This window comes from Lysinibacillus fusiformis (assembly GCF_003049525.1).
Lineage (GTDB): Bacteria > Bacillota > Bacilli > Bacillales_A > Planococcaceae > Lysinibacillus > Lysinibacillus fusiformis.
In genome coordinates, this window is sequence record NZ_PYWL01000016.1 from 1 (window position 1) to 25715 (window position 25715).

The window sequence follows — 25715 nt, forward strand, 5'->3', positions numbered from 1 at the left end:
ACTATATTCACTACTACAATCACAAACGAATGAAAGAAAAATTAAAAGACCTAAGCCCGGTGGAGTACCGAACTCAGGTCTTAGCAGTTGCTTAACTAAATATGTCTAACTTTTTTGGGTCAGATCAATACTAATCTCGATGGCTTTTATCATTTTCCTCCTGGACGCTCCCGAGGTAACTAGTACTTTTCTTCATGAATTTTACTGCTCTTGATGGATTGTCATGGAAATGAAAAAAGACTATAGGCAACTCAAAAGTTTTAGAGTTGATCTATAGTCTAATCCCACTTCTACTAAATTAGGGCATTTTATTTATTTCACATATTTAAAGACATTGACAAAGAATAACAGTACGGAAAGGGCTACAGCAATGCCGCCACCTGAAACGAATAGCTCAAATAACCACCGTGGCACATCAAGATAGACCATCATCATTCCAACTAATAGGAATGGAAGACCAATATTATAAAGCCAGAACTGTGCTTTAGCGAGACCTGTTTCCGCAGCATCTTTATAAGTCGAATAAATTAAACCAATGAATCCAGTAGTCAGCCAACCTACCACACCAATATGAGCATGTGTCGCTTTCCATTGAAGTTGAACAGTATAATGCATAAACAGTCCAAAAGCAAAAACAATCAATAAATAGAAGACTGAGAGCTTTATCCATTTAGCACCCATTTTCAACAACTCCTTTCCTGAAAGTGAATTTAGCTAGCTGCTACAGTATATTCGTGTCAAATAAAAATGATGCTTGTATGTATTTGAAAATATATGTCTTTTGTTGTTTTTTCTAACAGAAATAGAATGGGAGCTGTGACGGAAGTAAAATAGTTTAAATATAAATAGTTTAGTGTTAAACTATTTTTTGAATAGATTAGAAGGAGATGTGTATGAATGGGTAAATTAGATAACAAAGTAGTCATTATTACTGGTGGTGCAGGTGGTATTGGCAGTGGTATGGCTAAAGCAATGGCAAAGGAAGGAGCCATTGTCACGATTGTTGACTTAAATGCAGAAGCAGGCGAAGCCATGGAGAAAGATTTACAACAAATTTCTCCAAAGTCTATGTTCTTGCAAGCAAATTTAATGGAACGAGATCAATTACCAAAAATTATCGATACAGTTGTAGAAAAATACGGTAAACTAGATGTGCTAGTTAATAACGCTCATGCTGCGAAACAAGTTACAATAGAAGAAACAACACAAGCGGATCTTGACTTATCATTTGGAACAGGTTTCTATCCGACATTTTATTTAATGCAGGCTGCATTACCACATTTAAAAGAAACACAAGGTAATATTATTAACTTTGCATCTGGAGCAGGTATCCAAGGCCATGAGACACAGGCAGCCTATGCTGCAGCTAAGGAAGCAATCCGAGGCATTTCTCGTGTTGCTGCAAATGAGTGGGGCAGATATGGCATTAACGTCAATATCATTAGCCCACTTGCAGATTCACCAGGTGTACAAGCATGGGCAAAAGCACAGCCAGAGTATTATGAAGCAGTGAGAAATAAAATTCCACTAGGTCGTTTTGGTCATATTGAGCAGGATATCGGACGAGTAGCTGTCTTCTTAGCTTCCGACGATTCGCAATACATTACAGGTCAAACGATTATGGTAGATGGTGGTTCATTAATGCTTCATTAATGCTAGGCGTTTGAGGAGGATTTTTTTGAAACAGACAAGTATTTTTAAACTGATTCATATGATTGAACAGGTGAATAACGCCAATATTATACGTTTTACAAAAGCGTTTCCTTATCCATTAGGAATTTCACCAATTTTAGTATTAAATGAGCTGCATGTTAAAGGCCCTCAAAAACAGGCAGAATTAGCTGAAACCATTGGCTATACAAAAGGTGCAATGACAAGCATTGCTGAAAAATTAGTCAAGCTTGGATTAGCTGAAAGACTGTATGATCCATCTGATCGCCGTACCATTCGCCTGGACATTACTGATGAGGGAAAAGTAGCCCTATCAAAGGCTCAATCTATAGGGAAAGAAGTCTTTGTACAACTTTTTGAAGTATTAGATGATACAGAAATTGCCCAATATTTACAGATTCAAGAGAAGCTAGTACAGGGCATTCAAAATAAAAATGAATAACTAAAATTTATTTTATGTAAGAAGATGACCTATCCAAATCAACTCACCTCGATCAATTTTTTAGAGGTGGGTTGATTTTTTATTGTATATTTGTTGATTAACTAACAAGAAGGAATGAAAGCATAGCCTCAAGACTAGTCAAATACCATAAACAGGAAAGCGAGCTAGAGGTACATCTGATCATCTACTAAATGTTGTTGTATCTTTGCAGAAAAAATATGTGCATCAATTTGTAAAATAGTTGAATTTATTGAAAATTGTCCGCCTTCATTTTATAATACAATTACGGTTCTATTATAGAGACATATGAGGTGTAAGATGACATTAAAAACATTAGATAACTCATTAGAGGTTCTAAAATATTTTAATAAAGAAAATCCTACATGGGGTGTTCGAGAATTAGCGAAAGAAATGAACATTAGCCATTCTATTATTTATAGGATTTTAGCTACATTTGAAAATCAGGGCTTTCTAATTCAACACCCTGAGACAAAGAAGTATGAACTTGGGCTTCGTTTTCTAGAGTACGGTCAGATGGTAAAGGATAAATTAAACCTTTCTGATTTTGTATTACCCATTATGAAAAATCTGGCTGAAGCCATTAAGGAATCCGTATTTCTAACATGGCTAGATGGCACAGATGGCGTGACAGTAGAGATTGCAGAGAGTTCTCAAACTATTAAGTTTTCTGTGTCAATTGGCACACGCACCCCATTACATATCGGGGCATCATGTAAAACAATCATGGCTTTTCTTCCAGAGGAGAAGAAAAAAGAGATTATGGACCATGGCATGAAAAAAGTAACCCCAGAAACGATTACAGACCCTGATCAAATGTTAGCCGATTTGGAGAAAATTCAACAGCAAGGCTGGTGCTTTACTACGGGAGAATATTCTCACTCGGTATTTGGGGTAGGGGTCCCTCTTTTTAATAGCAAAAAAGAAGTGATTGCTTCTCTAACCATTGCGGGTCCAATTTATCGTAAACCAACAGAGGAGAAGCTACCTGAAATGATTAACGTTCTTCAGTACGGCGCGATGAATATTCAACGATATTTCGATCAATATAGCTTTAAATTGTACCAAGAATAAGGATGTAAAAAAGCCCGAGATAGTTAATGACTATCTGGGGCCTTTGTTTTGGTTAGCTCAATGAATTCCTTGATGCTGGTTACCGCGCTATCGATTTCTTCGAATGTATTAAAATAATGAGGTGAAAAGCGAGCCATTTTACGAATATGATTGCGCTCCATGATAGTATTAGCCATAAAAGTACCAGCTTCTATAATAATGCCTCGATCCGCTAAAAAATTAGTAACATCATCTGGAGCAAGTCCCTCAATATTAAACGGTGTAACCGATAATCGATATTCGCTATTTTGTGGGCCATAGAGGACAATGCCTGGAATCGTTTTAAGCTGCTCGATTAAATACTTCGTCAGCTGTTGAACACGCTCATATATTGGCTGCATACCAATCGCATTTGCGTAATCGATGGCCGACCCTAACCCTAATATACTTGGAATGACAGGACAGCCTGGCTCGAAACGTTTAGCTGTCTCTACGAATGAGTAATCGTTGTTTTCATAATTCCAGTTCGTGCTACCCCAGCCGATCATGATAGGGGTAATGGTTGGAATCAAGGCTTGTCGCACATATAAAAGACCAGAGCCTTCTGGACCACGTAGCCACTTTCGCCCACTAGCGACTAAAAAATCACAGCCTAGCTCTACCACATGGATAGGGAGTAAACCGACTGTTTGATTGGCATTAATGAACGTAAGCACGTTGTATTGTTGAGCAAGCTGACAGATGTCCCTTGCTGGCTGAAGGGCACCTGCCGCGTTTGACATATGGGCAAAGGCTATTAATCTTGTACGAGGCGTTATGAGCTGTTCAAGCTCTTGTAAGTCCACTATATAGTCCGCATTCGTTTTCAAAACTTTTAAGTGAACTCCTCGTTGCTGAAGGGCAAGCCAAGGTACATAATTACTTAACATTTCTGTATCAAGTATGATCACCTCATCATCTAATTGCCAATCTATGCCACCTGAAATATAATTAATAGCCATTGAACCATTTGGCACAAAGGCAATTTCCTCTTTTTTGGCACCGATAAATAAAGCCGTTTTTTCCCGAATTTGCTCTACCTGTTCATACGTTTCTTTACGAAAAGAGGGTAAATAAGGGCCGATACTCGCCTGTTTTTGAAGATAACTTGTCATAACATTCACTACAGGCTGAGGCATGGCCGAAGCGGCAGCTGTATTCAAATATATATATTGCTCTAGCAGGGGCATATCCTTTTGAATGGTCATCATATCCATCATTGCATTCACCAGCCTTATAAAATGATTAATTCTTTTGAAAAGGTCATTAAATTCTCGTAACCATTATTCGTAACTATGAGATTATCCTCGATCCGAACCCCGGCAACATCCTGTATATAAATTCCGGGCTCCACAGTAAATGCCATGCCTTCTTCTAACACAAGTGAGTTACGTTGCATTAAGTAAGGTTCTTCGTGAGCGCTCAAACCAATGCCATGACCAAGTCGATGTGTGAAATAGTCACCATAACCACCATCGCGAATAATTTCTCTTGCAATGCAATCTAGGCTTTGGGCAGTCGTCCCTGGCTTAATAGCTTCTATTGCTGCTTCATTGGCTTGTTTAACAAGGCTATAAATGTTTTGTAACGTTGGAGATACATCTCCTAAAGCTACTGTTCTAGTCATATCAGCCACATAGCCCTTATAAATAGCACCAAAATCAATGACAATGAATTCGCCTGCTTCTATTTTTTTAGTGCTTGCTCTGCCATGTGGGAGTGCACCACGATAACCTGAAGCAACAATAGTGCCAAATGGTGTTCCTTCTGAACCACGACGTCTCATTTCATATTCCAATTGAGCTGCTACTTCCATTTCGGTCACACCCACTTGTATCGTCGGTAAAGTAGCTGCAAGACTTTCCTCGACAATTTGTACAGCCTGTCGCATGTAGGCTAGTTCTTGCAGATCTTTTTTCATGCGTAATTCGCGAATGGACTCGCCAATATCAGATAAGTTTTCATATGTAAGCATTTCAATCGATTTCTGTTCATGGACACGCATAGTGTCAAATTCTACACCAATGGTCTGCAATGTTCCCATTTCCTTTTTTAGTCGCTGAATCGCCAGTGTAGGCCCTTCCTCATCAGAATAGGATAAAATAACGCCACCATTGCTAAGATCAACTTTATTTAGTTCTACTTGTGTCAAAATAAAATATAAATCATTATTAGCCGTTATAACAGCAAATGTTAGACGTTCACTTTGCTTTAGATGAAGACCAGTAAAATAATGCATATTTGGCCCTGGTACCAAAATAGCTATATCCATATGCTGCTGCATACGGGAAACTAACTTCTCTCTTCTTGTTTGAAACATAGGGTGATTCCTCCTAAAGGTAAGCAATAATAAGTCGGTAAAACGTTTCTAATATAGAGACGTTGTATCTTAAAAATAGTATAAATCAACAATAATGAATTTTCAATTTATTAAAGCGGAGAAACATACAATAGTAAAGGAAATGAAATAACAAATGTAGGAATAGTTTGGGGTAAATAAAGTAAATACTAGTGTACGTCTTTTTTTCGTCTAATATGCATATAAGTAGACTAGATAAACTTTTTTCCAACTTAATACGTCAAAAAGAGGGGCAAAATTGTTAAGCAAGAGAGGACTAACGTATGGAAAAAAACATGAAACGCTCTAAAGAGAAAAAGAGCAAGAAAAAATTATGGCTGTGGATCGTTGGTAGCCTACTAACTATTTTTTTAATTTTTATAGGAACTGCCTACTTTACCATCCAAAAAACAATGAACAAAATAAATACACCACTTTTACAAACAACAGATGCAGCACAGCTAGAAGAAAAAACAGTGATTAAAAAAGAACCTTTCTCGGTTCTGATGCTAGGCGTAGATGAACGAAAAGATGATAGTGGACGTTCTGATACGATGATTGTGATTACTGTGAATCCGGAAAAGCAAACAATGAAAATGCTTAGTATTCCCCGTGATACTCGTACAGAAATTGTCGGTCATGATACCGTTGATAAAATAAATCATGCCTACGCTTTTGGTGGTGTTCCAATGGCTGTAGATACGGTAGAAAATTTTCTAAATATACCGATTGATTACTATGTGTTTATTAATATGGAGGGCTTTTTACAAATTATAGATACGCTTGGTGGCGTGACAATTAACAATGATATGGATTTAACCTATGACGAATATCATTACCCAAAAGGAGAAATCACATTAGATGGTAATGAAGCACTTATTTTTTCCCGTATTCGTTATGAAGATCCACGAGGAGATTTTGGACGTCAAATTCGACAGCGACAAATTATTGAAGCGGTTATGAAAAAGGCCTCAACTCCGGCTACATTATTAAAGGCAACAGATATGCTGACGGTTTTAGGCGATAACGTTCGCATGAATTTCTCAGTAAAAGAGCTTATTCAGCTTCAAGGTATTTATAAGAAAATGGATAAGGGTATTGAGCAATTATCATTTGAACAAGGTGATGGTGAAAGGATTAACCGCATTTGGTACTACATTCCGAACGAGGAAGAGCTTCAAAAAATACAAGCCGATCTAAAAAACCATTTACAAAGCAAGTAAGCTTTTGCTTACAACAAGTATAATATATATGTAAAATTTTTGGCCATGAAGGGAGGGAGATGAATGAATGGGAGGACCCAGGTCCTTAGGTATACAGCTCTTAATCATTGCATGCAAAGCTATGTACCTAAACGCAAAACGCGAAGAAATCCAGTCCGTTCAACTATTAGAGGCCTACAAATATTATGTTTAAAATTATTTATGTAGTGCATAAAAAATCATTCATGTAGGGTGCATGCCTAGTTGAATGATTTTTTTTGACATGAATCATTTATCTATATTTCTTGAAATATCTGAAAATTCGATGTATACTGATATTAGAAATGGTTCAAAGGAGTGATTGTGATGATTATAGGCACAATTTTATTAGCAATTGCATTACCAGTTGGTATCGTATTAGCAGTAGATTTATTGAACGAGCAGCAACAGGTTGCTCCACAATCTAACCATTCTTAATTGGCAAATAAACAGAATCAGATATTTCTAGACAATGCTACATAGTAGCCTTGTCTATTTTTTATGGCGAATGAAACAATTTGTGTGATTCATTCGTCAATGAAGTATAGAAAATGTTATACTATTAAAAAAACAGTATCGGGGAATGAACATGCAAGAGGAAAAAACAACAAGCTTTAAAAAAGAACTATTATCCTACATCAAAATTATTGTCATTACAGCAATTGTCGTGTTTGGCTGTAAGCAATTTTTATTTGCCCCCATTAAAGTACAGGGGGCATCGATGTACCCAACCTACCATGATAAAGATGTGATAATTGTAAGTAAAACAAGTAAAATCGAGCGTTTTGATCAAATTGTTTTCCAATCACCTGTAGAAGATGAACTATATATTAAACGTGTCATCGGTGTACCAGGTGATAAGGTGGAAATGAAAGATGATGTATTGTATGTGAATGGCAAAGCCTACAAAGAAGATTACGTCAATCGTGAAACAGATGATCCTAACCAATTACGCATTACTGAAAACTTTACATTAGAGCAATTAGTGAATGAAAAAGAGGTGCCAAAGGGCATGTATTTTGTGCTTGGGGACAATCGCCTAAAAAGTAGTGATAGTCGCCATTATGGTTTAATTTCAGAGGATGCTGTTTATGGCGAGTCGAAATTAATCGTCTATCCATTTAAGCATTTTCACGTTGGCTCAAAATAAGAAATGATTAAGAGGCTACTTTAATAGTGGCCTCTTTCTCTTTATGGGATGGTACATCTTTACATATTTTATAAGAGGGATAATAAACACAAATCATTGAATTTTCAACGGTTTCTTTAATAGGGGTTTGATTACTTCTTATGTGAGAACTGAGAGCTGGTTCTTCGATTGTGAGCTCTTCGGCTACTAATTCAACACCATAAAATAGTAATAAAAAATAGCATACAAATCCTACTATTCGCAAACAATCACCTCGTAAAATAGTTATTGTATGTTATTATGTATGGTCAAATTCATCAAAATATAAGCAGAAAATCGAAATTTTCTCTCGAGTAAACGAAATTTTTATGAAATGAACTCTATGAAAAAAAGGTATTGTCAATAAATTTTTCATGTGCTACTATAGCTAAAGTAAATATTTGAACTGTATAACCTCAATAATATGGATTGAGGGTCTCTACCAGGAACCATAAAATCCTGACTACAAAACTTTGTTTCATTTTTGTAGTCAGGATTTTTTTATTTTGATGCAGCCCATGATGTTGATATAGAAATGTCTGCTGAATCAAGCTCATGCAGCCTCAAACATATATTACAGATTTTGCAGTAGAGCTTATGTGGCAACTTCTTCTGCAAAATCTGGACAGGGGTATCATGGCTGATGAAAAATCTCCTATAAAAGTGAAAATGTAACGAAAGGGAGATTTCAATGAATTGGAGAGTTTATATTCTTGCGGTGACTACCTTTGCAGTAGGTTTAGTTGAATTAATCGTAGGTGGAATCCTACCAAATATTGCAAAGGATTTGAATGTTTCTTTAGCAACAGCAGGGCAATTAATCACTATTTTTGCACTTGTTTATGCGATTTCAGCGCCTGTTCTACTATCTTTGACAGCGAAGGTAGAACGAAAACGCTTATTCCTTATATCCTTATTTATTTTTACATTAGGTAATTTAATGACCTTCTTTAGTACAACGTTCACCGTTGTCCTAATTGCCCGAATTTTTACAGCGATGAGTACAGCATTAGTCATCGTTCTATCATTAACGATTACAACGAGAATTGTAGAGCCTAGACACCGTGCGAAAGCATTGGGGCTTGTTTTTATGGGCGTAAGTTCTGCACTTGTTATCGGTGTTCCAATGGGGATTTTTATTACGGAAGCTTTCGGTTGGAGAGCCGTATTTTTAGGCATTAGTATTCTTTCAACAATCTCAATGGTTTTAATAGCTTTGTTATTAGACAAAATGCCAATCGGGGAAGTCGTACCACTGAAGAAGCAAATGAAGTCATTGGCGAATTTAAAAATCCTTACAGCGCAATTAACGACTTTGTTTATGCTAGCAGGTCATTATATGCTCTACGCATATTTAACACCCTTTTTAGTAGAAGCCTTTGATATGAATGCTTCATGGATTAGTATTTGTTACTTAATCTTTGGTATTGCCTCTGTGAGCGGTAATGCTGTAGGTGGTTGGGTGAGCGATAAAATCGGGACAAGTAAAGCCCTTATTTTAATCGTCTCTACATTTGCGCTTGTCTTGTTTAGTATCCCTTATACAGTCATTGCCTTACCGGTCTTTTTACTGTTTACCGTTTTATGGGGAGCATTGAGCTGGGCTTTAACACCGCCATTACAAAATTATTTAATTCAAGCAGATCCTCAATCATCCGATATACAGCAAAGCTTAAATACCGCTGCGCTTCAAATCGGGATTTCCATCGGCTCAGCGCTGGGTGGTGCCGTATTTGCCTTTACTGGTTCTGTCATGCATTTAGCAAGTTTCGGAACTCTATTAGTTCTCTGTGCTTTAGGATGTGCTATCTTCTCCATTAAAAGAGCGCCTGTCTCACATGAGCATTCTGCGGATTATTCATCAGCGCAGCATCACTCATAATAAATGGTGAAATTATCCAAAAGTGATCCTGCTATAGCAGGATAATAGCAGCCTGATAGCGAATGTAAGGATAGAGGAGGTTGGTAATAGATGCAAGTAGATTTAACCGATTTTCAAAATGTCAAAGTCATCGCGACGATTGATCAAACTTTTTATAGAAATGTAGGTGCTATCATATTATATGAAGAGGATTCACACACATTATCTGTACGAAAATTGACTCGGAAAACAGTGGATCATTTTATACCAACAGACGAACTCGAACACTTTACATTTGCCTCTCATGCAGATGCCATAAAGTTCACGCACAAGCTTACGCGCATGAGTGCCTTGGATTACTTATTAGTGGCCCATAAAGAGAGACCCATACAATCATAACTGCCTTTATAAGCATTGGGAAAATAAAACATTCCCAGTGCTTTTTTTTGTCTAAGTGAATCTATTTGAGTTTTCTCTATAAAAATTAATTTCTCACTAGTTTATTATCATACTCTAGTTAACTATGGAATAGATTGTTGTAGTTAATGAATTTCACACAGACTGATGAAGTTTGAGATTTTATGGTGCCTATTATTTTCCAGAAAATAGTATGTGACCTTTAAATCTTGTGAATGGAAGGAGAACCCTATGACTGAATATCATCAACAATCGTCTACTGAAGTCATGAAGATATTGAACGTCACCACAGAAGGCTTGACCGATGGGGATGTTCAAAAGAGGCAACAAGTCTATGGCTATAACGTATTAGAGGAAGGTAAAAAGACTAGTACATGGGCTGTTTTTATGGGCCAATTCAAAGATTTATTAGTCATTATTTTATTGGTCGCTGCCTTCGTTTCCTTTCTACTTGGAGAGGTAGAAAGTACAATTGTCATCATGATTGTTGTTTTTCTAAATGCTATTTTAGGCACGGTACAGCATGTTAAAGCTGAACAATCTTTAGACAATCTGAAGGCGCTAACCTCGCCGATTGCCAAAGTAATGCGTAATAATCAGCTTATGGAAATTCCTTCTGAGGAAATTGTGGTGGGGGATCTTCTTATGTTAGAGGCTGGCGATTACATCAATGCAGATGGCAGACTATTGGAAAGTCATAATTTGTATATCAATGAAAGTTCTCTTACTGGAGAATCAATTGCCGTTGCCAAAAGTACTGACCCTATTCGAAAAAACAATGTTACGATTGCCGATAAGAAAAATATGGTGTATTCAGGTAGCTTCGTGACCAATGGACGAGGCATTGTAATGGTTACAGCTATCGGGATGCAGACTGAAATCGGGAAAATTGCTAATTTACTCGATACGGCTAAGGAAAAGAAAACACCTTTACAAATTAGCCTGGATCAATTTGGTGAAAAATTAGCATTAGGTATTACAATCATTTGCTTAGCCATTTTTACAATTGATCTTATTCGTGGACGAGCATTAGTAGAATCCTTTATGTTTGCCGTATCTCTAGCTGTCGCAGCTATTCCTGAGGCTTTGAGTTCCATCGTTACAATCGTCTTAGCATTCGGTACACAAAAGATGGCGAAGGAAAATGCCATTATCCGTAAGCTTTATGCGGTAGAAAGCTTAGGAAGTGTATCTGTAATTTGTTCTGATAAAACGGGTACTTTAACAGAAAATAAAATGGTTGTACAGGAAGTTTTTGTCGATCAGAAAAAAATTCCTCATGATTGGCTAAACCCAACAAATTCAGTGGAAAAAGAACTGATGGTAAAGGCACTTTTATGTAGTGATGCTGTCGAGCGTGAGCACAAGGAAATTGGTGATCCGACAGAAATAGCGCTTGTGAAATTAGGAAAGCATTACGGCTTAGATGAATTGATGATTCGCGAGCAATATCCAAGACTAGCTGAAATTCCATTTGATTCGGCACGAAAGCTTATGAGTACTGTAAATAAAATAGATAAACAGCCTGTTATGATTACTAAAGGAGCATTAGATGTTCTCTTGCCTAAAGTGACTAGAATAAAAACGGCAACAGGCATTTTTGAGATGACAGCTCAGCATCGCCAAAAAATCGAAGCGGTCAATCATGATTTTTCGAGGAATGGTTTACGGGTGATAGCCATTGCCTACAAAGATGTTTTACCGCAGCAAACAATTGATACAAGAGTAGAAAGAGATTTAATATTTGTCGGCTTAGTGGCTATGATGGACCCACCAAGAAAAGAGTCCAAAGAAGCTGTAGAAAATTGTATTAAGGCAGGCATTAAGCCAGTTATGATTACAGGTGACCATAAAATTACAGCTACAGCGATTGCCCAACAAATTGGGATTTTAAAAAATCCAGATGAAGCCATTGAAGGACATGCTCTCGAAAAATTCACAGATCAAGAGCTACAGGAAAAAGTTGATGATTATTCTGTGTATGCGCGTGTTACACCTGCTCAAAAGATTCGTATCGTCAAAGCGTGGCAGGATAAGGGTCATGTTGTCGCGATGACAGGGGATGGCGTCAATGATGGGCCGGCACTAAAACAAGCAGATATCGGGGTGGCAATGGGAGTGACTGGGACGGAGGTCGCAAAAGATGCCTCATCCATGATTTTAACAGATGATAATTTTTCTACGATTGTCAAGGCGATCGCCAATGGTCGGAGCATCTATACAAATATTAAAAATGCCATTTTGTTCTTATTATCAGGGAATGCAGGAGCTATATTTGTAGTGCTATATGCTACAGTACTCGGCTTACCAGTTCCTTTTGCACCCGTTCATCTATTATTCATCAACCTATTAACAGATAGTCTTCCAGCAATCGCAATCGGATTAGAGCCGAATAATAAGAAAACGATGAAGGACAAGCCTAGAAATGTTCATACCCCTCTATTAAATAAATCATTTACGACACAGGTGGTGCTAGAAGGAATTTTAATTGCCATCTCTACCATCATTGCTTTTCAAATTGGATTATCAACTGGCGATACATTAACGGCAAGTACAATGGCGTTTACAACACTTTGTTTATCAAGATTAGTGCATGGCTTTAACTCCAGAGCTAAACAATCGATCTTTACGATTGGTGTCTTTTCGAATAAATATGCATGGATTGCATTTTTAATCGGTGTCCTAAGCTTGCACATTGTATTGTTTATGCCAATGCTAACAACGGTCTTTGAAGTGGCTCCATTAACAATTGCCCAATTAGGCTTTATTTATAGTCTATCCGTGTTACCGTTCCTCGTAAATCAATGGTATAAGCTCCTGTTTGTAAGAAGTCGATAGAAGATGATTGAATGTTAAAACCACCTACATATAACGAGTAGGTGGTTTTGCTATTGTTTAATATTTAAAATGTACAAAAAAACACACTATTAAAAGTAGATTTAATAATGTGCAACGTAATGAATGATTTCGTTCAGCCAACATTTTTATTGGGCTGGTGCTAGAAGCCAGCCTTTAATTTTACTCAGTTCGATCAACTTAGACCCAAGTATAGCATAGCGCATATGGAGTTCACCATATTTGGCAAGATGCTTTTTCTTTACTGACAATTCCAATGCTTGGCTTACAGCAAGTAAAGAGGAAGCAATATTCATAGATAAAATGGCACTAATTTCACTATCATTAATGATGGATTTTCCACGTATATCCGTCATTTTCATTTTACTGTATGACATAGTTGTAGTGGGGGCAAGAACACCATTTTCCTTTAATAATAATGTCAGCTGTTTATTTTCCTCTTTTAAACATTGAATGAATTCCAAAATCATAATCTTTAATTTTTTATCTCGGGTATGGTTAAAAAAGGCATGGCTTGAAGCAATATAGCTTTGATTGACACCGAGCTGCGACCAAAGCCTAAACATCTCCTTAAATTGTAATGATGCTAGTTTGTCATTTATCATCGTTATTGTGACACTTCCTAACTCCTAGTATTTATCTAAGATTAGGATGGAACAGTTTATGACATTCTATTCATCTTTTACAATAAAAGTTTAATACAAGGGGTATTTTAATAATACGTGCCATACGCATACATATGTGGGGAAGGGTAATGGTATGGATATGGATAAGGGTATGGGTTTGGGTATGGACATGGTTTCATGGATGGCTTCTTTTGCTTGCATGAAGAATTATCAGTTGCCGATTCCACTCGATTACAGCCTTTTGGTGGCCCAATATAAGTAGATGGAACAATGGGTGCAATGGTTTTCTTCCATTGTTCCTCATCTAAACAATAGGTATGCGCCATAATATTGGCAGGTGTAAATTTCAATATATCGGAGCCTAAAATAACCTCTGGTGTTGGAGCGTCAAAGATAGCAAGCAAATGGGTGTTATCCTCTGTGGCAACCTCATAATGCCACCAGCCCTGTGGGATATTAGCTACTTGCCCAGGCTTAATCGGGTAGTTTTGAAGTTTTTTTGTAAAGGGATTTAAAAGGGAAACCGTTGCTGCACCAGAAATACAATAGACAAGCTCAGCTGCATTTTGGTGATAGTGTGGCTCAATGACATTATCTTTGCTTAAAAAAATATCCAGTAAAGATGTATTTTCTAATGTATTTAATTGTTCTACGCCAAGGATATTAATGTAATTTCGTGCATCTTTTTTAAAAAGCGTACTTTTGTTGACATCAAAGGTAAACTCTGCAGAAGGCGATGTATAATCGACATTTGTGTTAATACTTACATCCTTTCTCACTAAAATTGTGATATTCATCATCATCACAGATTATGATTGAAATGTTTATAGACTTATACAAATGCCTAGCGTTTGTCTAGAACTCTTAGCAAGCATATGCTAGAGGAATTGTATTAAATTACCACTGCTATTAAAGAACGTATGTGCGTATAATAAAAAGAACGTATGTTTTGTTTTGAGGGCGGCGTGGAAATCTTAGCAAAGCAGTCATGACTTTCAACGTTTTAGTTTTCTCGCAAGCGTCCCCCGTAACTGAGCTGAAAGGATGAGATAATATGATTAAAGATCGAGGAGCTATGAAATGGACATCGATGATGCTTCCAGAGCATTTACTGCTTTTGAAAAAGTGGAAGCAAGAGGTGCAGACAGAACCGCCACGGGAACGTGCAGAATGGGAGCTGGAGGAATTACAGCAAACCATCACACGTGCATTAGCAGAACGTAACTATATTATGTTAACTATTTGGGAAGAGGCTAATTTTGTTCAATATGGTGGCATTATTAAAGAGATGAATGAGATGGAACTTCTGCTAGAAACGATTACAACAACGAAACATATCGCATTGAAATATATTTATGCTGGCTATATAGAGGTGGATGGCAATAGCGGTATTGAATGCACAATCAGTGAGTGAATTTAGTGCCTAATAATGAATGGTACGAATGACAGCGGATAACAAAGTCACTCATTTGAACATCGAAAATGAGTGACTGTCTCCTTATAGGTGCAATTGCATCACTATTTGCTCACCAATTGGTCCCATTCGTCTTTCACCATTATCTTCAAAACCTACGTTGAGATACAAATTCTGCGCAGCGATATTTTTGTGATTTACCACTAACACTACTTCGTTAAATTCTTTAAATTCATGCTTGACAAAGTCAGCCAGTAAAAGCATTGCTTTTTTTGCATAACCCTTACCTTGCTGTTTATGATCCATAGATAAAGCGGTAAGTAACATCGCCTGTGGATTGCTAGAATATTCCTGTACTCTTTCAGTTGTATGAAGTACGAAAAAACCAACAGGTATTTTATTACTTAAAATCACAATAGGGTACTGTCCCACTTTTTCGATAGTAATCTCTTTTGGTAAGGCAGTAAATTGGTGCTGTTCTACGGGCAATTCAAACTCATTTAACTGGTCTGCATAGTCTTCTGAAAAATGTACTAATTCAATGTTAATTGTGTCTTGCATAAACAAGCCTCCTTTTTTATTATTGTATACATAGAACAAATGTTCGTCAAGAAGGCTTGTTTAATAATCAGGCAAGCTGGCGTTCTTTTACTTTATAAATTACCAAAAAATAAAATAAAAGAAATACTCACAATTAAAATCAGTGTTAAAGCCATTGTCACAATGCCTCTCAGCAAGGTCGCTAAATTTCTGACATCTTTCATTCCTACAACACTTAGGTAGAAGCATACGATTGACAATAGCATTGTCAGTGTCAATGGGTGAAGATGGACATAGGTGACAAAAAAGTCTTTTAAGGAACCGGACAGAAAAAATAATAGGATGCAACCTAAAGATAAAATAAAGGACCAAAAATTTAAATTAATGCCCATTTGTTTTCCTCCTCTCTACTAAAACGATAGTTCTAGAAAATCTATAATAGAGTAAAAGGATGCAAAAAGAGGCCACTTGGATGAAAGTGACCCCTAGAACCAATAAAGGAGTGTCATGTAAAGTAGAAAGAACTTTACAATACTATTATTATGTTAAGTTATCATTTGGAGATAGTTATCTATCTTCAATGGCGTAAGAAATATATTTTTATTATCTCATAACAGGTTAGAATTGGGTGAAGGGGAAATAAAAAAGGCTTTAAGCTTTTTCATCATTAGAAATAAACAGAAGCTAAAGCCTTCATATGACCATTAGCAAATGAAGCTTGCACCAACAATATTGAGAAGAATGAATAGGACAACGATGAGCACGAAAGTTGAACTGTTACCACTGCCATCATTTCCGCCACAAATAATTATTGAAATTGCCTACATTTCCACAGTATCCCACAAAGGTTTCCATATCAATTGTATGTATAAGATTCAAATGGAGGAGCGATCATCATCTAAGTAACTAATATTAAATGGTGCCATCAAAAAAACATCCTACACGGATGTTTTTAATATAACGGCTGCCGCGTTTGACAAGGCGGAAAACCATTGACATCTTGAATCATATGAAAATCATACTGCTTTAAAGCAAATTGACTTTGATACAAATATTCGAGGACAAGAAGCTTCCCACCTGAAACGCCACAAAGAACACCAGATGTTCCTTGCCCATTCGTCAATGAAACACCGACCGGTTGCCCGATTAAATAGTAAATTTTATGTTGCCAAGGCACTATGCCACTCCCTTCAATCTAATTATATGAATGTAATGGTCAAAGGTGCATAGGGGAATGCCTAAGGTGGGATCACTTTAAAGTGGACTATTAATTACACCATTAAAATATTGGTTTATATGCTATAATATGGATATAAAAAGGCGTGAATGAAGGGGTGATAATTGCGTGAGGAAATATATGATGTTTGCATAGCAATGGCTATGGCAAAAAAATATTGAGCATAGCCGTTGCTTTTCCTAAAAAAATCTACACATTTAGGAGTGCAACATGAGCTATAAAAAAGCAAAGCATATTTTACCTGAAGAGTTGTTAGCGGCCATTCAGGAATATATGGATGGCGAATATATTTATATCCCGCGGAAAGAACAACATAAAGCTGGGGATCTCGTACCACTATAAAAGCTGAATTGGATTTGAGAAATGCCAATATTTATAATGTTTTTTTATCTGGAATGGTTAGAGAAACGCTAGCTGAAAAATATTATTTATCCCTAAAGAGCATCCAGAGAATCATTTTAAATGAAAAAAGAAAAGCAGCAAATCAACAGTCATTGCGTTTTTAAATCGCGATGGCTTTTTTTCTTTTATGAAGGAATATTGAGGTTTTATCAAAATTAATAATCAGCTATATTACAGGTATAACAAGAATTACCAAATGGGAGAGAGCGATGAATTTTACTGAATTATTGGGCATGTCATTTCCGACCATCCAAACAGAACAAATTCGATTAAGAAAATTAAAACGAGACGATGCGCCATCATTATACAATTATTATTCTAATGAAAACATCTATCGTTATTTGGATTGGAATGGTCCAGAATCCATTGAAAGAAGTATTGAGGTCATTCATATTTGGAATGAGGGCTTTGAAAAGGGGTGGATAATTCGTTTTGCTATTGCTGATAAAATGTCAGATGAGGTGATAGGCACTATATTTTTAAGTGAATTTGAGGGTAAACGGGCTGAAATAGGTTATGAGTTATCAGAAAAATATTGGCATAAGGGTATTATGTCAGAAGCTATGAATGAAGTATTGGCAATTGGATTTAATCAGTTAGGGTTAGTGAGGATACAAGCCATTGTTGCTGAAGAAAACATAGCATCAAGGAAGTTATTAACGAAATTCAATTTTAAAGAAGAGGGCTATTTAAGACAATATGAATGTCATAGTGTGACTGGCGAATGTAGAGATATGTTGATTTATTCTTTACTACGGAAGGGATAACAACGTAGAGAAAGCCGATAGGAGAGAATTATGATCGCCAAAAACCACGATGTAAAGCTGGGATAGCGTTGTACAAAAACATCTTGGGGGCGATGTTAAAGTTGCTATCCCGCAATTAATGTATGTTGTTGTAGTTATGAACATAACCACTGTCAATAAATTGAAAAGTAAATGAAATAAAGAGGCAAAGTTGAATCGTTAACATCTTTTTTGAACCATCTATAAAAAATTGAAAAGAAAAATTAAAAAAACTCAGCATACAATTACGTGTTGCCTGAGTTTTCTTTACGTAGCTACGAATTGGTGGATTTTCCGCCATCCACATGTAAAACCTGTCCCATTACATGTCTAGAATCATCTGATGCTAAATAAACGAATGTCGGGGCCACTTCAAAGGGCTGTGCCATTCGGTTAAAAAGATTCCCTCCGTGCAATGCGTTTTCGTCAGAGGAAAAACTGGAGGGGATTAATGGTGTCCAAATTCGACCGGGGCAATTGCATTGACGCGAATCTGCTTTTTAGCCATGCTCTTTGCTAAAGAAGGAGTCCAGCCGACGACAGTTGCTTTTGTGGCAGAGTAATCGATTAATAAAGGCTCACCAGCATAAGCTACTACAGATGCGGTACCAATTATGTAGCTACCAGCCTGTAAATAAGGGAGGGCCGCTCTTGTCGTATAAAAATGTGAATAAATATTAAGCTTAAACGTTTCATCGAATTGTTCATCTGTAATGTCAGTCAGGTCATTTTGTTGAAACTGAATGCCAACATGGTTACATAATATATCTAAGCGTCCAAACGTATTAATGGTTTCATAAACAATATTTGCACAATGTTTTTTTTCACGGAGATCCCCAGGAAGGAGTAAACATTTTTCTCCTAGTTCCTCAATTCAATTTTTAGTTCGAGTAGCGTCCTATGCTCATCTAAATAAGCAATTGCTACGTCGGCCTCCTCTTTCCGCAAAGGCAATCGCAGCAGCTGCACCCATCCCACTATCACCCCCAGTAATAAGGGCTACTTTCCCTTTTAATTTTCCACTACCTTTATAATGAGGGTTTTCAATGATAGGCTTCGGCACCATTAAGCTTTCGAGCCCTGGTTGACGAAGCTGCCTTTGTTCAGGTTGGGTAAGAGGTACTTCTTTATATTGCGTAATCTTTCCATAGACAGGATATTGAGGGTATGGATCTTCTTTTTTACTGTCCTCAAACCATTTTTGATAAAAACGAATTTGTTCCATTAAATCTTGGTTATCTTGAGCTGGCCCGTCACTTGGATTGTTAATAACCAATCCCTCCTTTTCAACATATACTATGATTGATTACCTTCGTATGTTAGCAAGAAAAAGACCATCATCGCAGGGGATGGTTAGAATGGAGATTGAATTTTTCCCAGAAGTGACACGGTTACTAGAAAATAACGTATATTAATTAAACATTCATTATTTAAATTACAGCTGGTTTACACCGAGTATTGGTGTTAGACCCCCATATTATTGGCATCCCATTTACGAACCTTATTATCCATTAGTTTAAAGAAGTCTATGAGCTCACGTTTTGATCGAGCTCATTTTTATTTTGTTTTAAATGAGGAATTTGACATAATAGCATCGATGGCACAAGAGTGTAGGGGGATCAATATAATAAGTATGCGATTGTTGAATCTTGATGTTTAGGAGTGACACTAGGAAATGTTCATGACCGCTGTATGGGTAACGTTCATTTTTGGCAGTTTTTCATATATAATGTTGAAATATCCTCATGATGTTTTAAAGGTGAGCCCCTTTTCAAGAGGATTTGCGGAAAGCCCATTATTAAAAATCTACATCCAGTTGGTAGGATGGGTATTTGTATTACTGATTATTGGTGTTTGGACCGATGTCTTCATTCAATGGCAGTTTCTATAAAGTTTTTAAAAGATGAAAAATGCAGAATATTATTCCAATTTGGTGATTTTTTGCTTATTATTAAATTGGAGGTGGTTAGTAGATGTATAGTAATACTGCAAATATGATAAAACAAACAACAAATCTTATAAATTCATTGAATAAATTAAAACAAAATCTGACCTTTGTAAAATCATACGTCACTAGCGATAAAATATTGGCTATCTATTTTTTAAGTAATGCATATAGTGACTTTAATTTATTCAAAACTATTTATCTATCTGTAACACCTGGCGATCAAAAAATTGATGAATTCTTACAAGAGTTTGAAAAATTCTTTGTAGAAGTAAATAAATACTTACAGTTTATTTCTGAAGATAGTATGGAGGATCAACTGCATAAAGAAATAATGCTTTCGATTAATGAAACAGAAATGTACTTATTAAATTTATTAGATATTTATAGATAAATGTTTAGACATTCCTATGAAGGAGTGTCTTTTTATTACTAATACAGTATAACCAAGCTGAAAAATCGTATTAAAGAAGCTAGGATAAAATTGCAAACATTGCAAATATTTTATTTTTCAGAATTCGCCACCACAGAATCTTTGTACAGGGCCAAAGAGAAAGCTTTTAGCTAGTGGTGAATTATGTCCAACTAAAAAGCCGGATCTCGATAACTTGATTTAAAACATTAAGGGTGAGTGCAATAAAATCATTTGGAATGATGATTCACAAATAGTTGAGATGAATGTACGGAAGTTTTATTCAGAGCAGTCTAGAGCAGAGGTGACGATTAAATGAAAAATACATTTTGTTTACTGGTGATGCTCATGAAACGGTTAAGTTTGATTTTACAGCAAAGCATATTGCACTTTTGAAACTAGGGCTTTTAATCAACAAGATAGCTCAAAGGTTTTTAATCAGTAACGCTAATGTAGCTTTAATTGTTATGGACCTTGTGTTGGCGGGACGGATTGGGCCAAGAGCTGGTGGGTTGTTAGGTAAGAAGAAGGTGGTAGTTAAAAGAAGATGTTCAGCAAGGAAGGAGGAATCTTGCTGAACATTATTTTAAATATGATGATAATAATTTTACTGAAGGTTGGATTATTTATTAATTAATGAAATCTTGAGGAACGCATTCACGAACACCAGAATTTCTTAATGAGTTAAATAAAGCTGCACTAATTCTTAATAAAACATTGTTATCAGTGCCATTTTCTAAATCATAGATGACAAAATAAGAATTATCGACTGTAAAAATACATTTTCGTTCTAATTTAAATCCAGGTGGTACAGGAGGAAGGTTAAAACGTGGTACAACTACAGGTGTATCTCCTTCCTCTCTGATAAAATTGAAAGTTTGCTGGTCAATCTCATAGATATTAACTGGATCAATCTCCACACCTTTTTCTGGAATTGTAATTTCATCTTCAACTAATAGGAAAAAGCGCTCGTTTCGAAAATTAAAAAGACTTCTCGCTCCAATTTCAAATGATGCCAATTTATATTCACCTCCTCTTCTATACAATATTTTATTCATATCGAATACAGTTGTTTGGACCAAAAGGAAGGTGGAGTGAAGAATAGTTTCTGGACTGAAGTCATTAAAAGATAATAGTAAAGGTGAGATTGGTTTATTAATTTCAAATATGCATGGAGATTGACTGAACAATATGAAAAAATGTGCAATAAAAAGATCAGCTAACAATAAAGTTAACTGTTCAATGGGCTCTTTAAAAGTGTTTTACTTGGTAATTTTCTTCAGAAGTATCTACAACAGCTGATTTTTTCTTATTCTCATTACCAACAACATGACCTTCTATATATACTTCATTGTCGCATATTCACCTGAAGAACTAACTTCATTTATTGTAACATTGATATTGTTTTCCTTTTTAAAATGCTCAACTGTAACTTGTATTGCTTATTCTTTTGTATCTGACCATGCTTTTTCACTAAATTCCTTATTCATACCTTGGTCGATAAGGAAAAAGCCGCTAGAGCTAAAGCGATAATTGTAGTACCACCAAAAATAGATAAATATTTAATTAGTTTGTCATTCATAAAAAATTCTTCCTTAAATCATGTTTTCTAATAGTTTTTTAACAATAGTAATCCTATAACACGATTTTAGTTTTAACAATTAAATTTGGGTTACATGAAACTTATAGTAAGTATTAAGATCAATAAATGTACACGAGTGTTACTGAAAACTTTGAGGAAATGATTCATATTTAAAACACTCAGCATTACAGCTTGTGGCCGATGATGAATAAAAGATCAGTCCAAAATAGAAAAGCCGCAGCGTTTGCAGACGCTACAGCTCGAATTGGATTATGCCCTTTGATGGTGTTCACGAAGATTTACTTCAGTGGATTGAGAATTATCGTTGGATGGTGGAAACAATCGAGGAAGCAAGGCAGCCAGTAGCCTAAATCGATAACAACAGCTATATTCGAACTAAAATAGCTATGTATGGTATTGAAGCTACACTACCAAAGGTAAGTGGTGGGACGAGTGATCCAGTGTTTACAGAGGTACAACGACGTGTTTATTCGCTAAATTATCGGATTAAGGAATACGAGCAAAAGATTGCAGAGGTGCAAAAACGTATTTTGTTAGTACAAGGTGACAGAGAGGTTGAAGTGCTTCATAGATTGCTAGACGGGGATAGAATGAGGGTAATTGGTAAACATATGGGGTTATCTAGTACAACAATATTTAGGGTCAGAAAACAACATATTGAAACAAATGTTGAAGTAGCCGAAAGGCTGCTTCTTTTTAGTTTTTATAAAAGACTTGATCCTTAAACTAATAGCGCAGGTTTGTTCTATAACCAAAATAGGTTTATATCCAATTTTATATTTCTTTTTAACATATTCTAAAAATAATAGTGGGGTGAAACTCTCAGCTTATGGACTTATCACAAAGAATTACCAGTTGAATTTTTTAACGATTTTCTTTTTAGGGTTAGTAATGTTAATTTGGGGAATTAGAGAATTTCAACAAGAGCGAAAAGTTTATGGTTGGCTACTAATTGCGATATTTTTATTTTCAGTATTTGTGTCAATTCAGAGTTTCATATTGCTCTAAATATGGCTTGGTTTTTATGTGAACTTCGTCCACTTACCTTTTAGTCAAACTAACTGAGCAACAAAGTGCGCGGATACGCACTATAAATAAAAACACAATTCGCTTTACAAATATAACGTGGTGCAGCTCTACCACGAGTCGCAAATGAGCTAACTCGACAAAAACAATAGCAAAGCTTTCATCTTAGGATGGAGGCTTTTTCTTTTGCTTTGAAAACTACATCAACAGCCAAAACGCTATGAGTAGAGAGGGCGGAGTTTGGTGTGGTTTTAAGAGCAAAAAGGTATTACATATATTTCATTCTCAGGTTTAAGACTGGTTGGGAGGTGGAGATTGAAAAGAAATTATAAATTATTGTTGCAAACAAAGGGTATGGAAAAATATTTTAAACCCTATTCTAAACTTGATATTTATGATAGTGATACTATGAAGTCTCACTTACAAGTGAAATGGAAAGAATTTAGTTATGAAGATTTAAAATTAATGGATGAGACAATAGAAAAAGATATTAATAATAGCAACTTAATTAATTCACTTCTTGGTTTAGGGATTAGTATACTTATTTCTTAAGTAGTAGGATATGCAGCGATTAGAATGGGCTTTAAAGCAAATGATGCAAAAATTGATAAAGTAGTATCTTTAATATCTGTATCACTGTTTATAGTAACCTTAACTACGCTTGTGGTATAACGTATATCCAAAATATACGGTTGAAGAAAAATTAGATTACAAACTATAGTTAGAGCTTTATTAGATATAAAAAAATCTGAACAAAATACATAAATCTTGCTATCACTTTCAGGGTGGTAGCATTTTTTGTTGGAGGTGGTGATGTATGAGATATGAGAAAGCAGTTTATCTTTAATTAAAAAAAGCCACTATTACTGTGGCAAAATAAAAAAATACTTTTTAATATTGATCTCTATCTTTTAGTAATCACATATCCAAGCTTTCCCTACCCAGTAACACTGAGCAGCAGATGCAGTAGGGGCTGTAGAAGCAGCAGCAGCTCCGAAAAGTGCAGCAACTAATAAAATCATACCTAATTTCTTTTTCATTTTACTATCACCTCCTTATTTAATTATATTCTGCGAATTGGAAAAATATTACCTGGTTATATATTAAAATCTATTTTTTTATATTAAGTAGACTCTGAGAAAGAATGTAACTAGTTTTAGGTGGTTTAAAAACAAATGATGGAGGTGGGGTATATGAGAGATGGCTAGAGCAAGAGATACAAATCGAGCAATTGCAAAAATGTTTGGTGTTCCAGAAAAAACAAATGGTTCATGGAAATCAAAGGATAATTGGAATGAGAAACTTAATGGAGTACTCCAATCAGATGAACGGAGTACCCCGAATAAAGCAGGAGCTCCGAAAGGTAATGTATGGGGATGGATGACGAAGATGCGAAGAAATTTGCTCAAACTGGCATCTTTGAATTGATGGGGTGAAGATGATGACATTAAATATCTAACAAAAGATGTTAATGATCAAATGATCGAGAAACACCTGAATCGCTTAGAAGCGAACATCATGCGTATAGCCAAAAGCGTGAACTTCAGTGATGAATCGTTTGCAGGTAATTCTACAGGTGTGGCAATGAAGTATAAGCTTATGCGGCTCGAGAACAATTGCAAAACAATGGAGCGAAAGTTCATTACTGCTCTTGATCCTAAAGAAGTTGATGAGTCATGAATAAACAGGAAATCAATCAAATCTTAGATGAACTGGGAGCTAAAGCAGAGAGGGATATTGAAGTTGTATTTGCAAGAAGTTTAAAGTCTATTCTCGCTCATATGTTAGAGGGGCATCGTAAGTTTGGTAAGAACGGCCAAGCTACCTGGATTGACGTTAACAAGTACAATCGCTTTAATCAAGAGATGAAGTTAATTGCTCAACAGTTAAATGCTGTTTATAAAGAAGTTATTAAGCTCATACAAGCGTCACTGGAGCGTCTTTACATCGAGAGATACTTATTGATAGCTTACCTCTTACAACAGTCTACTGGCGAGGAAATGGTTATACAGACATGGCAATACGAATTGAGCAAGCTATGGGATGAACGAGGAAGAAAGCTATCCTTGTTGCTCGTACAGAGGGTGGTCGAGTTAGATCACAAGTAGATTTGGCTATTGAGGAACAGGCTAGCAAGACAGCACGGCTAACCAAGGTGTGGATATCATCACTTGATACTACAGTTCGCAAGTCTCATAGATAGCTAGACGGGCAAAGAGCTGATAAAGACGGCTATTATCATTATGGCAAGTGGAAATCAAAAGCTCCACGGCTTTGGGGCATAGCATCGATGGATATTCAGTGTCGCTGCCATACAATTTTACATGATCAATGGCAAACTCCCTGAGTACAGACGAGGCAGAGATTACATGGATGATACTTACCAAAAGAAATTAGCTACTCTAATTGAAGCTTACATGTCTGCTTAAGGATTGACCTACAAACAAGCTTTAAATAAGGCTTACAAAGAGGTGAAACCGCCTAGGGTCACAGTGCCATTCATAAGCTTTGAGGAATGGAGACAACAGTTTAGTGGTGAAGGGTGATTGAATAAACAAGTGTGCTTTAAGTTTTCTGAAAATTATGGGAGGATATAAAAAATGTGAACAATGTTTAATTTT

Annotated in this window: 30 protein-coding genes, 4 pseudogenes and 1 riboswitch; of the genes and pseudogenes, 21 read left to right on the plus strand and 13 right to left on the minus strand. The window is 36.1% G+C overall.

Annotated features, from left to right (window positions below; translation table 11 throughout):
* On the plus strand, nt 1-95 hold a 95-nt coding region (locus tag C9J29_RS21330), incomplete at its 5' end, for an IS3 family transposase (RefSeq protein WP_141395400.1).
* 217 nt (nt 96-312) lie between these two features.
* Here the strand turns inward: C9J29_RS21330 and C9J29_RS21335 are convergent.
* Nucleotides 313-681: a hypothetical protein gene (locus C9J29_RS21335; RefSeq protein WP_008178511.1), complete on the minus strand. Its 369-nt coding sequence runs from the start codon at nt 679-681 to the stop codon at nt 313-315.
* Nucleotides 682-897: 216 nt separating this feature from the next.
* On the opposite strand from C9J29_RS21335, the gene C9J29_RS21340 reads away from it, so the two are divergent.
* The 3 genes from C9J29_RS21340 to C9J29_RS21350 all read left to right on the plus strand — a co-directional run bounded on the left by C9J29_RS21340 (nt 898) and on the right by C9J29_RS21350 (nt 3205).
* A complete protein-coding gene (locus C9J29_RS21340; RefSeq protein ID WP_008178510.1) occupies nt 898-1653 on the plus strand; it encodes an SDR family NAD(P)-dependent oxidoreductase in 756 nt (251 codons plus the stop codon).
* 25 nt (nt 1654-1678) lie between these two features.
* Entirely contained in the window at nt 1679-2113 is a 435-nt protein-coding gene (locus C9J29_RS21345; RefSeq protein WP_025117349.1) for a MarR family winged helix-turn-helix transcriptional regulator, read from the plus strand.
* Between the two features lie 318 nt (nt 2114-2431).
* A complete protein-coding gene (locus C9J29_RS21350; protein WP_008178508.1) occupies nt 2432-3205 on the plus strand; it encodes an IclR family transcriptional regulator in 774 nt (257 codons plus the stop codon).
* Nucleotides 3206-3228: 23 nt separating this feature from the next.
* On the opposite strand, the gene C9J29_RS21355 is transcribed toward C9J29_RS21350, so the two are convergent.
* On the minus strand, nt 3229-4443 hold the full coding sequence (locus C9J29_RS21355) for an aminotransferase class V-fold PLP-dependent enzyme (RefSeq protein WP_107922728.1): 1215 nt from the start codon (nt 4441-4443) through the stop codon (nt 3229-3231).
* A 14-nt stretch (nt 4444-4457) separates the two neighbouring features.
* Nucleotides 4458-5543, minus strand: coding sequence for a M24 family metallopeptidase (locus C9J29_RS21360; protein ID WP_107922729.1), 1086 nt, complete (start codon nt 5541-5543; stop codon nt 4458-4460).
* Nucleotides 5544-5845: 302 nt separating this feature from the next.
* Between C9J29_RS21360 and C9J29_RS21365 the strand changes: the two genes are divergently transcribed.
* From C9J29_RS21365 to lepB, 3 genes are all read left to right on the plus strand, one after another.
* Nucleotides 5846-6784, plus strand: a complete 939-nt coding sequence (locus C9J29_RS21365) for an LCP family glycopolymer transferase (RefSeq protein WP_089987376.1) — start codon at nt 5846-5848, stop codon at nt 6782-6784.
* A 345-nt stretch (nt 6785-7129) separates the two neighbouring features.
* Nucleotides 7130-7240, plus strand: a complete 111-nt coding sequence (locus tag C9J29_RS21370) for a hypothetical protein (RefSeq protein WP_008178501.1) — start codon at nt 7130-7132, stop codon at nt 7238-7240.
* Nucleotides 7241-7391: 151 nt separating this feature from the next.
* Nucleotides 7392-7952 (plus strand): signal peptidase I, encoded by a 561-nt coding sequence (gene lepB / locus C9J29_RS21375; RefSeq protein ID WP_036126595.1) that lies wholly within the window; start codon nt 7392-7394, stop codon nt 7950-7952.
* A gap of 7 nt (nt 7953-7959) precedes the next feature.
* On the opposite strand, the gene C9J29_RS21380 is transcribed toward lepB, so the two are convergent.
* Nucleotides 7960-8196 carry a hypothetical protein gene (locus C9J29_RS21380; protein WP_008178497.1) on the minus strand — a complete coding sequence of 79 codons (237 nt, stop codon included), beginning with the start codon at nt 8194-8196 and terminating at the stop codon, nt 7960-7962.
* A 160-nt stretch (nt 8197-8356) separates the two neighbouring features.
* Nucleotides 8357-8456: riboswitch (purine riboswitch) on the plus strand.
* A gap of 205 nt (nt 8457-8661) precedes the next feature.
* Here C9J29_RS21380 and C9J29_RS21385 point away from each other — a divergent pair.
* The 3 genes from C9J29_RS21385 (at nt 8662) to C9J29_RS21395 (ending at nt 13086) form a co-directional block, all read left to right on the plus strand.
* Nucleotides 8662-9852 (plus strand): MFS transporter, encoded by a 1191-nt coding sequence (locus tag C9J29_RS21385; RefSeq protein WP_025117356.1) that lies wholly within the window; start codon nt 8662-8664, stop codon nt 9850-9852.
* Nucleotides 9853-9942: 90 nt separating this feature from the next.
* A complete protein-coding gene (locus tag C9J29_RS21390; RefSeq protein WP_008178492.1) occupies nt 9943-10230 on the plus strand; it encodes a hypothetical protein in 288 nt (95 codons plus the stop codon).
* A gap of 249 nt (nt 10231-10479) precedes the next feature.
* Nucleotides 10480-13086, plus strand: coding sequence for a cation-translocating P-type ATPase (locus tag C9J29_RS21395; protein ID WP_107922730.1), 2607 nt, complete (start codon nt 10480-10482; stop codon nt 13084-13086).
* Between the two features lie 146 nt (nt 13087-13232).
* Here the strand turns inward: C9J29_RS21395 and C9J29_RS21400 are convergent, their stop codons facing one another.
* Both C9J29_RS21400 and C9J29_RS21405 read right to left on the minus strand, forming a co-directional pair.
* The gene (locus C9J29_RS21400) at nt 13233-13709 is read right to left on the minus strand and encodes a DUF3231 family protein (protein WP_008178489.1); all 477 of its coding nucleotides are present in this window, start codon (nt 13707-13709) and stop codon (nt 13233-13235) included.
* Between the two features lie 107 nt (nt 13710-13816).
* The gene (locus tag C9J29_RS21405) at nt 13817-14491 is read right to left on the minus strand and encodes a cupin domain-containing protein (RefSeq protein WP_237068898.1); all 675 of its coding nucleotides are present in this window, start codon (nt 14489-14491) and stop codon (nt 13817-13819) included.
* Nucleotides 14492-14784: 293 nt separating this feature from the next.
* On the opposite strand from C9J29_RS21405, the gene C9J29_RS21410 reads away from it, so the two are divergent.
* A complete protein-coding gene (locus C9J29_RS21410) occupies nt 14785-15144 on the plus strand; it encodes a YolD-like family protein (RefSeq protein ID WP_107922732.1) in 360 nt (119 codons plus the stop codon).
* Between the two features lie 84 nt (nt 15145-15228).
* On the opposite strand, the gene C9J29_RS21415 is transcribed toward C9J29_RS21410, so the two are convergent.
* The 4 genes and pseudogenes from C9J29_RS21415 to C9J29_RS21430 form a co-directional block, all read right to left on the minus strand.
* The gene (locus C9J29_RS21415) at nt 15229-15705 is read right to left on the minus strand and encodes a GNAT family N-acetyltransferase (protein WP_036126585.1); all 477 of its coding nucleotides are present in this window, start codon (nt 15703-15705) and stop codon (nt 15229-15231) included.
* A gap of 92 nt (nt 15706-15797) precedes the next feature.
* On the minus strand, nt 15798-16076 hold the full coding sequence (locus C9J29_RS21420) for a hypothetical protein (protein WP_008181928.1): 279 nt from the start codon (nt 16074-16076) through the stop codon (nt 15798-15800).
* 312 nt (nt 16077-16388) lie between these two features.
* Nucleotides 16389-16539 (minus strand): annotated as a pseudogene (locus tag C9J29_RS25190) (YjcZ family sporulation protein).
* A gap of 97 nt (nt 16540-16636) precedes the next feature.
* Nucleotides 16637-16861: a hypothetical protein gene (locus C9J29_RS21430; RefSeq protein ID WP_025117363.1), complete on the minus strand. Its 225-nt coding sequence runs from the start codon at nt 16859-16861 to the stop codon at nt 16637-16639.
* 270 nt (nt 16862-17131) lie between these two features.
* On the opposite strand from C9J29_RS21430, the gene C9J29_RS25025 reads away from it, so the two are divergent.
* A complete protein-coding gene (locus tag C9J29_RS25025; protein WP_255319035.1) occupies nt 17132-17263 on the plus strand; it encodes a hypothetical protein in 132 nt (43 codons plus the stop codon).
* 269 nt (nt 17264-17532) lie between these two features.
* Complete coding sequence (locus tag C9J29_RS21440) at nt 17533-18090, plus strand: GNAT family N-acetyltransferase (RefSeq protein ID WP_090003314.1); 558 nt, start codon at nt 17533-17535, stop codon at nt 18088-18090.
* Nucleotides 18091-18383: 293 nt separating this feature from the next.
* Here C9J29_RS21440 and C9J29_RS21445 read toward each other — a convergent pair.
* Nucleotides 18384-19333 (minus strand): annotated as a pseudogene (locus C9J29_RS21445) (SDR family oxidoreductase).
* 748 nt (nt 19334-20081) lie between these two features.
* Between C9J29_RS21445 and C9J29_RS21455 the strand changes: the two are divergent.
* Both C9J29_RS21455 and C9J29_RS24825 read left to right on the plus strand, forming a co-directional pair.
* Nucleotides 20082-20447, plus strand: coding sequence for a hypothetical protein (locus tag C9J29_RS21455; RefSeq protein WP_008181425.1), 366 nt, complete (start codon nt 20082-20084; stop codon nt 20445-20447).
* 250 nt (nt 20448-20697) lie between these two features.
* Complete coding sequence (locus C9J29_RS24825) at nt 20698-20784, plus strand: RusA family crossover junction endodeoxyribonuclease (RefSeq protein WP_255250384.1); 87 nt, start codon at nt 20698-20700, stop codon at nt 20782-20784.
* 310 nt (nt 20785-21094) lie between these two features.
* Here the strand turns inward: C9J29_RS24825 and C9J29_RS21470 are convergent, their stop codons facing one another.
* Complete coding sequence (locus tag C9J29_RS21470; RefSeq protein WP_090003313.1) at nt 21095-21484, minus strand: spore coat protein; 390 nt, start codon at nt 21482-21484, stop codon at nt 21095-21097.
* Between the two features lie 1024 nt (nt 21485-22508).
* On the opposite strand from C9J29_RS21470, the gene C9J29_RS24830 reads away from it, so the two are divergent.
* The 3 genes from C9J29_RS24830 (at nt 22509) to C9J29_RS21485 (ending at nt 23646) form a co-directional block, all read left to right on the plus strand.
* Entirely contained in the window at nt 22509-22793 is a 285-nt protein-coding gene (locus tag C9J29_RS24830; RefSeq protein ID WP_237068897.1) for a hypothetical protein, read from the plus strand.
* Nucleotides 22794-22881: 88 nt separating this feature from the next.
* Nucleotides 22882-23076 carry a DUF3953 domain-containing protein gene (locus C9J29_RS25030; RefSeq protein ID WP_255319036.1) on the plus strand — a complete coding sequence of 65 codons (195 nt, stop codon included), beginning with the start codon at nt 22882-22884 and terminating at the stop codon, nt 23074-23076.
* Nucleotides 23077-23409: 333 nt separating this feature from the next.
* Nucleotides 23410-23646 (plus strand): hypothetical protein, encoded by a 237-nt coding sequence (locus tag C9J29_RS21485; protein ID WP_107922734.1) that lies wholly within the window; start codon nt 23410-23412, stop codon nt 23644-23646.
* Nucleotides 23647-24005: 359 nt separating this feature from the next.
* On the opposite strand, the gene C9J29_RS25035 is transcribed toward C9J29_RS21485, so the two are convergent.
* Nucleotides 24006-24134 (minus strand): hypothetical protein, encoded by a 129-nt coding sequence (locus C9J29_RS25035; protein ID WP_255319037.1) that lies wholly within the window; start codon nt 24132-24134, stop codon nt 24006-24008.
* 178 nt (nt 24135-24312) lie between these two features.
* On the opposite strand from C9J29_RS25035, the pseudogene C9J29_RS21490 reads away from it, so the two are divergent.
* The 3 genes and pseudogenes from C9J29_RS21490 to C9J29_RS21500 all read left to right on the plus strand — a co-directional run.
* Nucleotides 24313-24462 (plus strand): annotated as a pseudogene (locus C9J29_RS21490) (phage terminase small subunit-related protein); the annotation flags it as partial.
* 2 nt (nt 24463-24464) lie between these two features.
* Nucleotides 24465-24747, plus strand: a pseudogene (locus C9J29_RS21495) (phage portal protein); the annotation flags it as partial.
* A gap of 23 nt (nt 24748-24770) precedes the next feature.
* Entirely contained in the window at nt 24771-25202 is a 432-nt protein-coding gene (locus C9J29_RS21500) for a hypothetical protein (protein WP_090003310.1), read from the plus strand.
* The last annotated feature ends 513 nt before the right edge of the window (nt 25203-25715 follow it).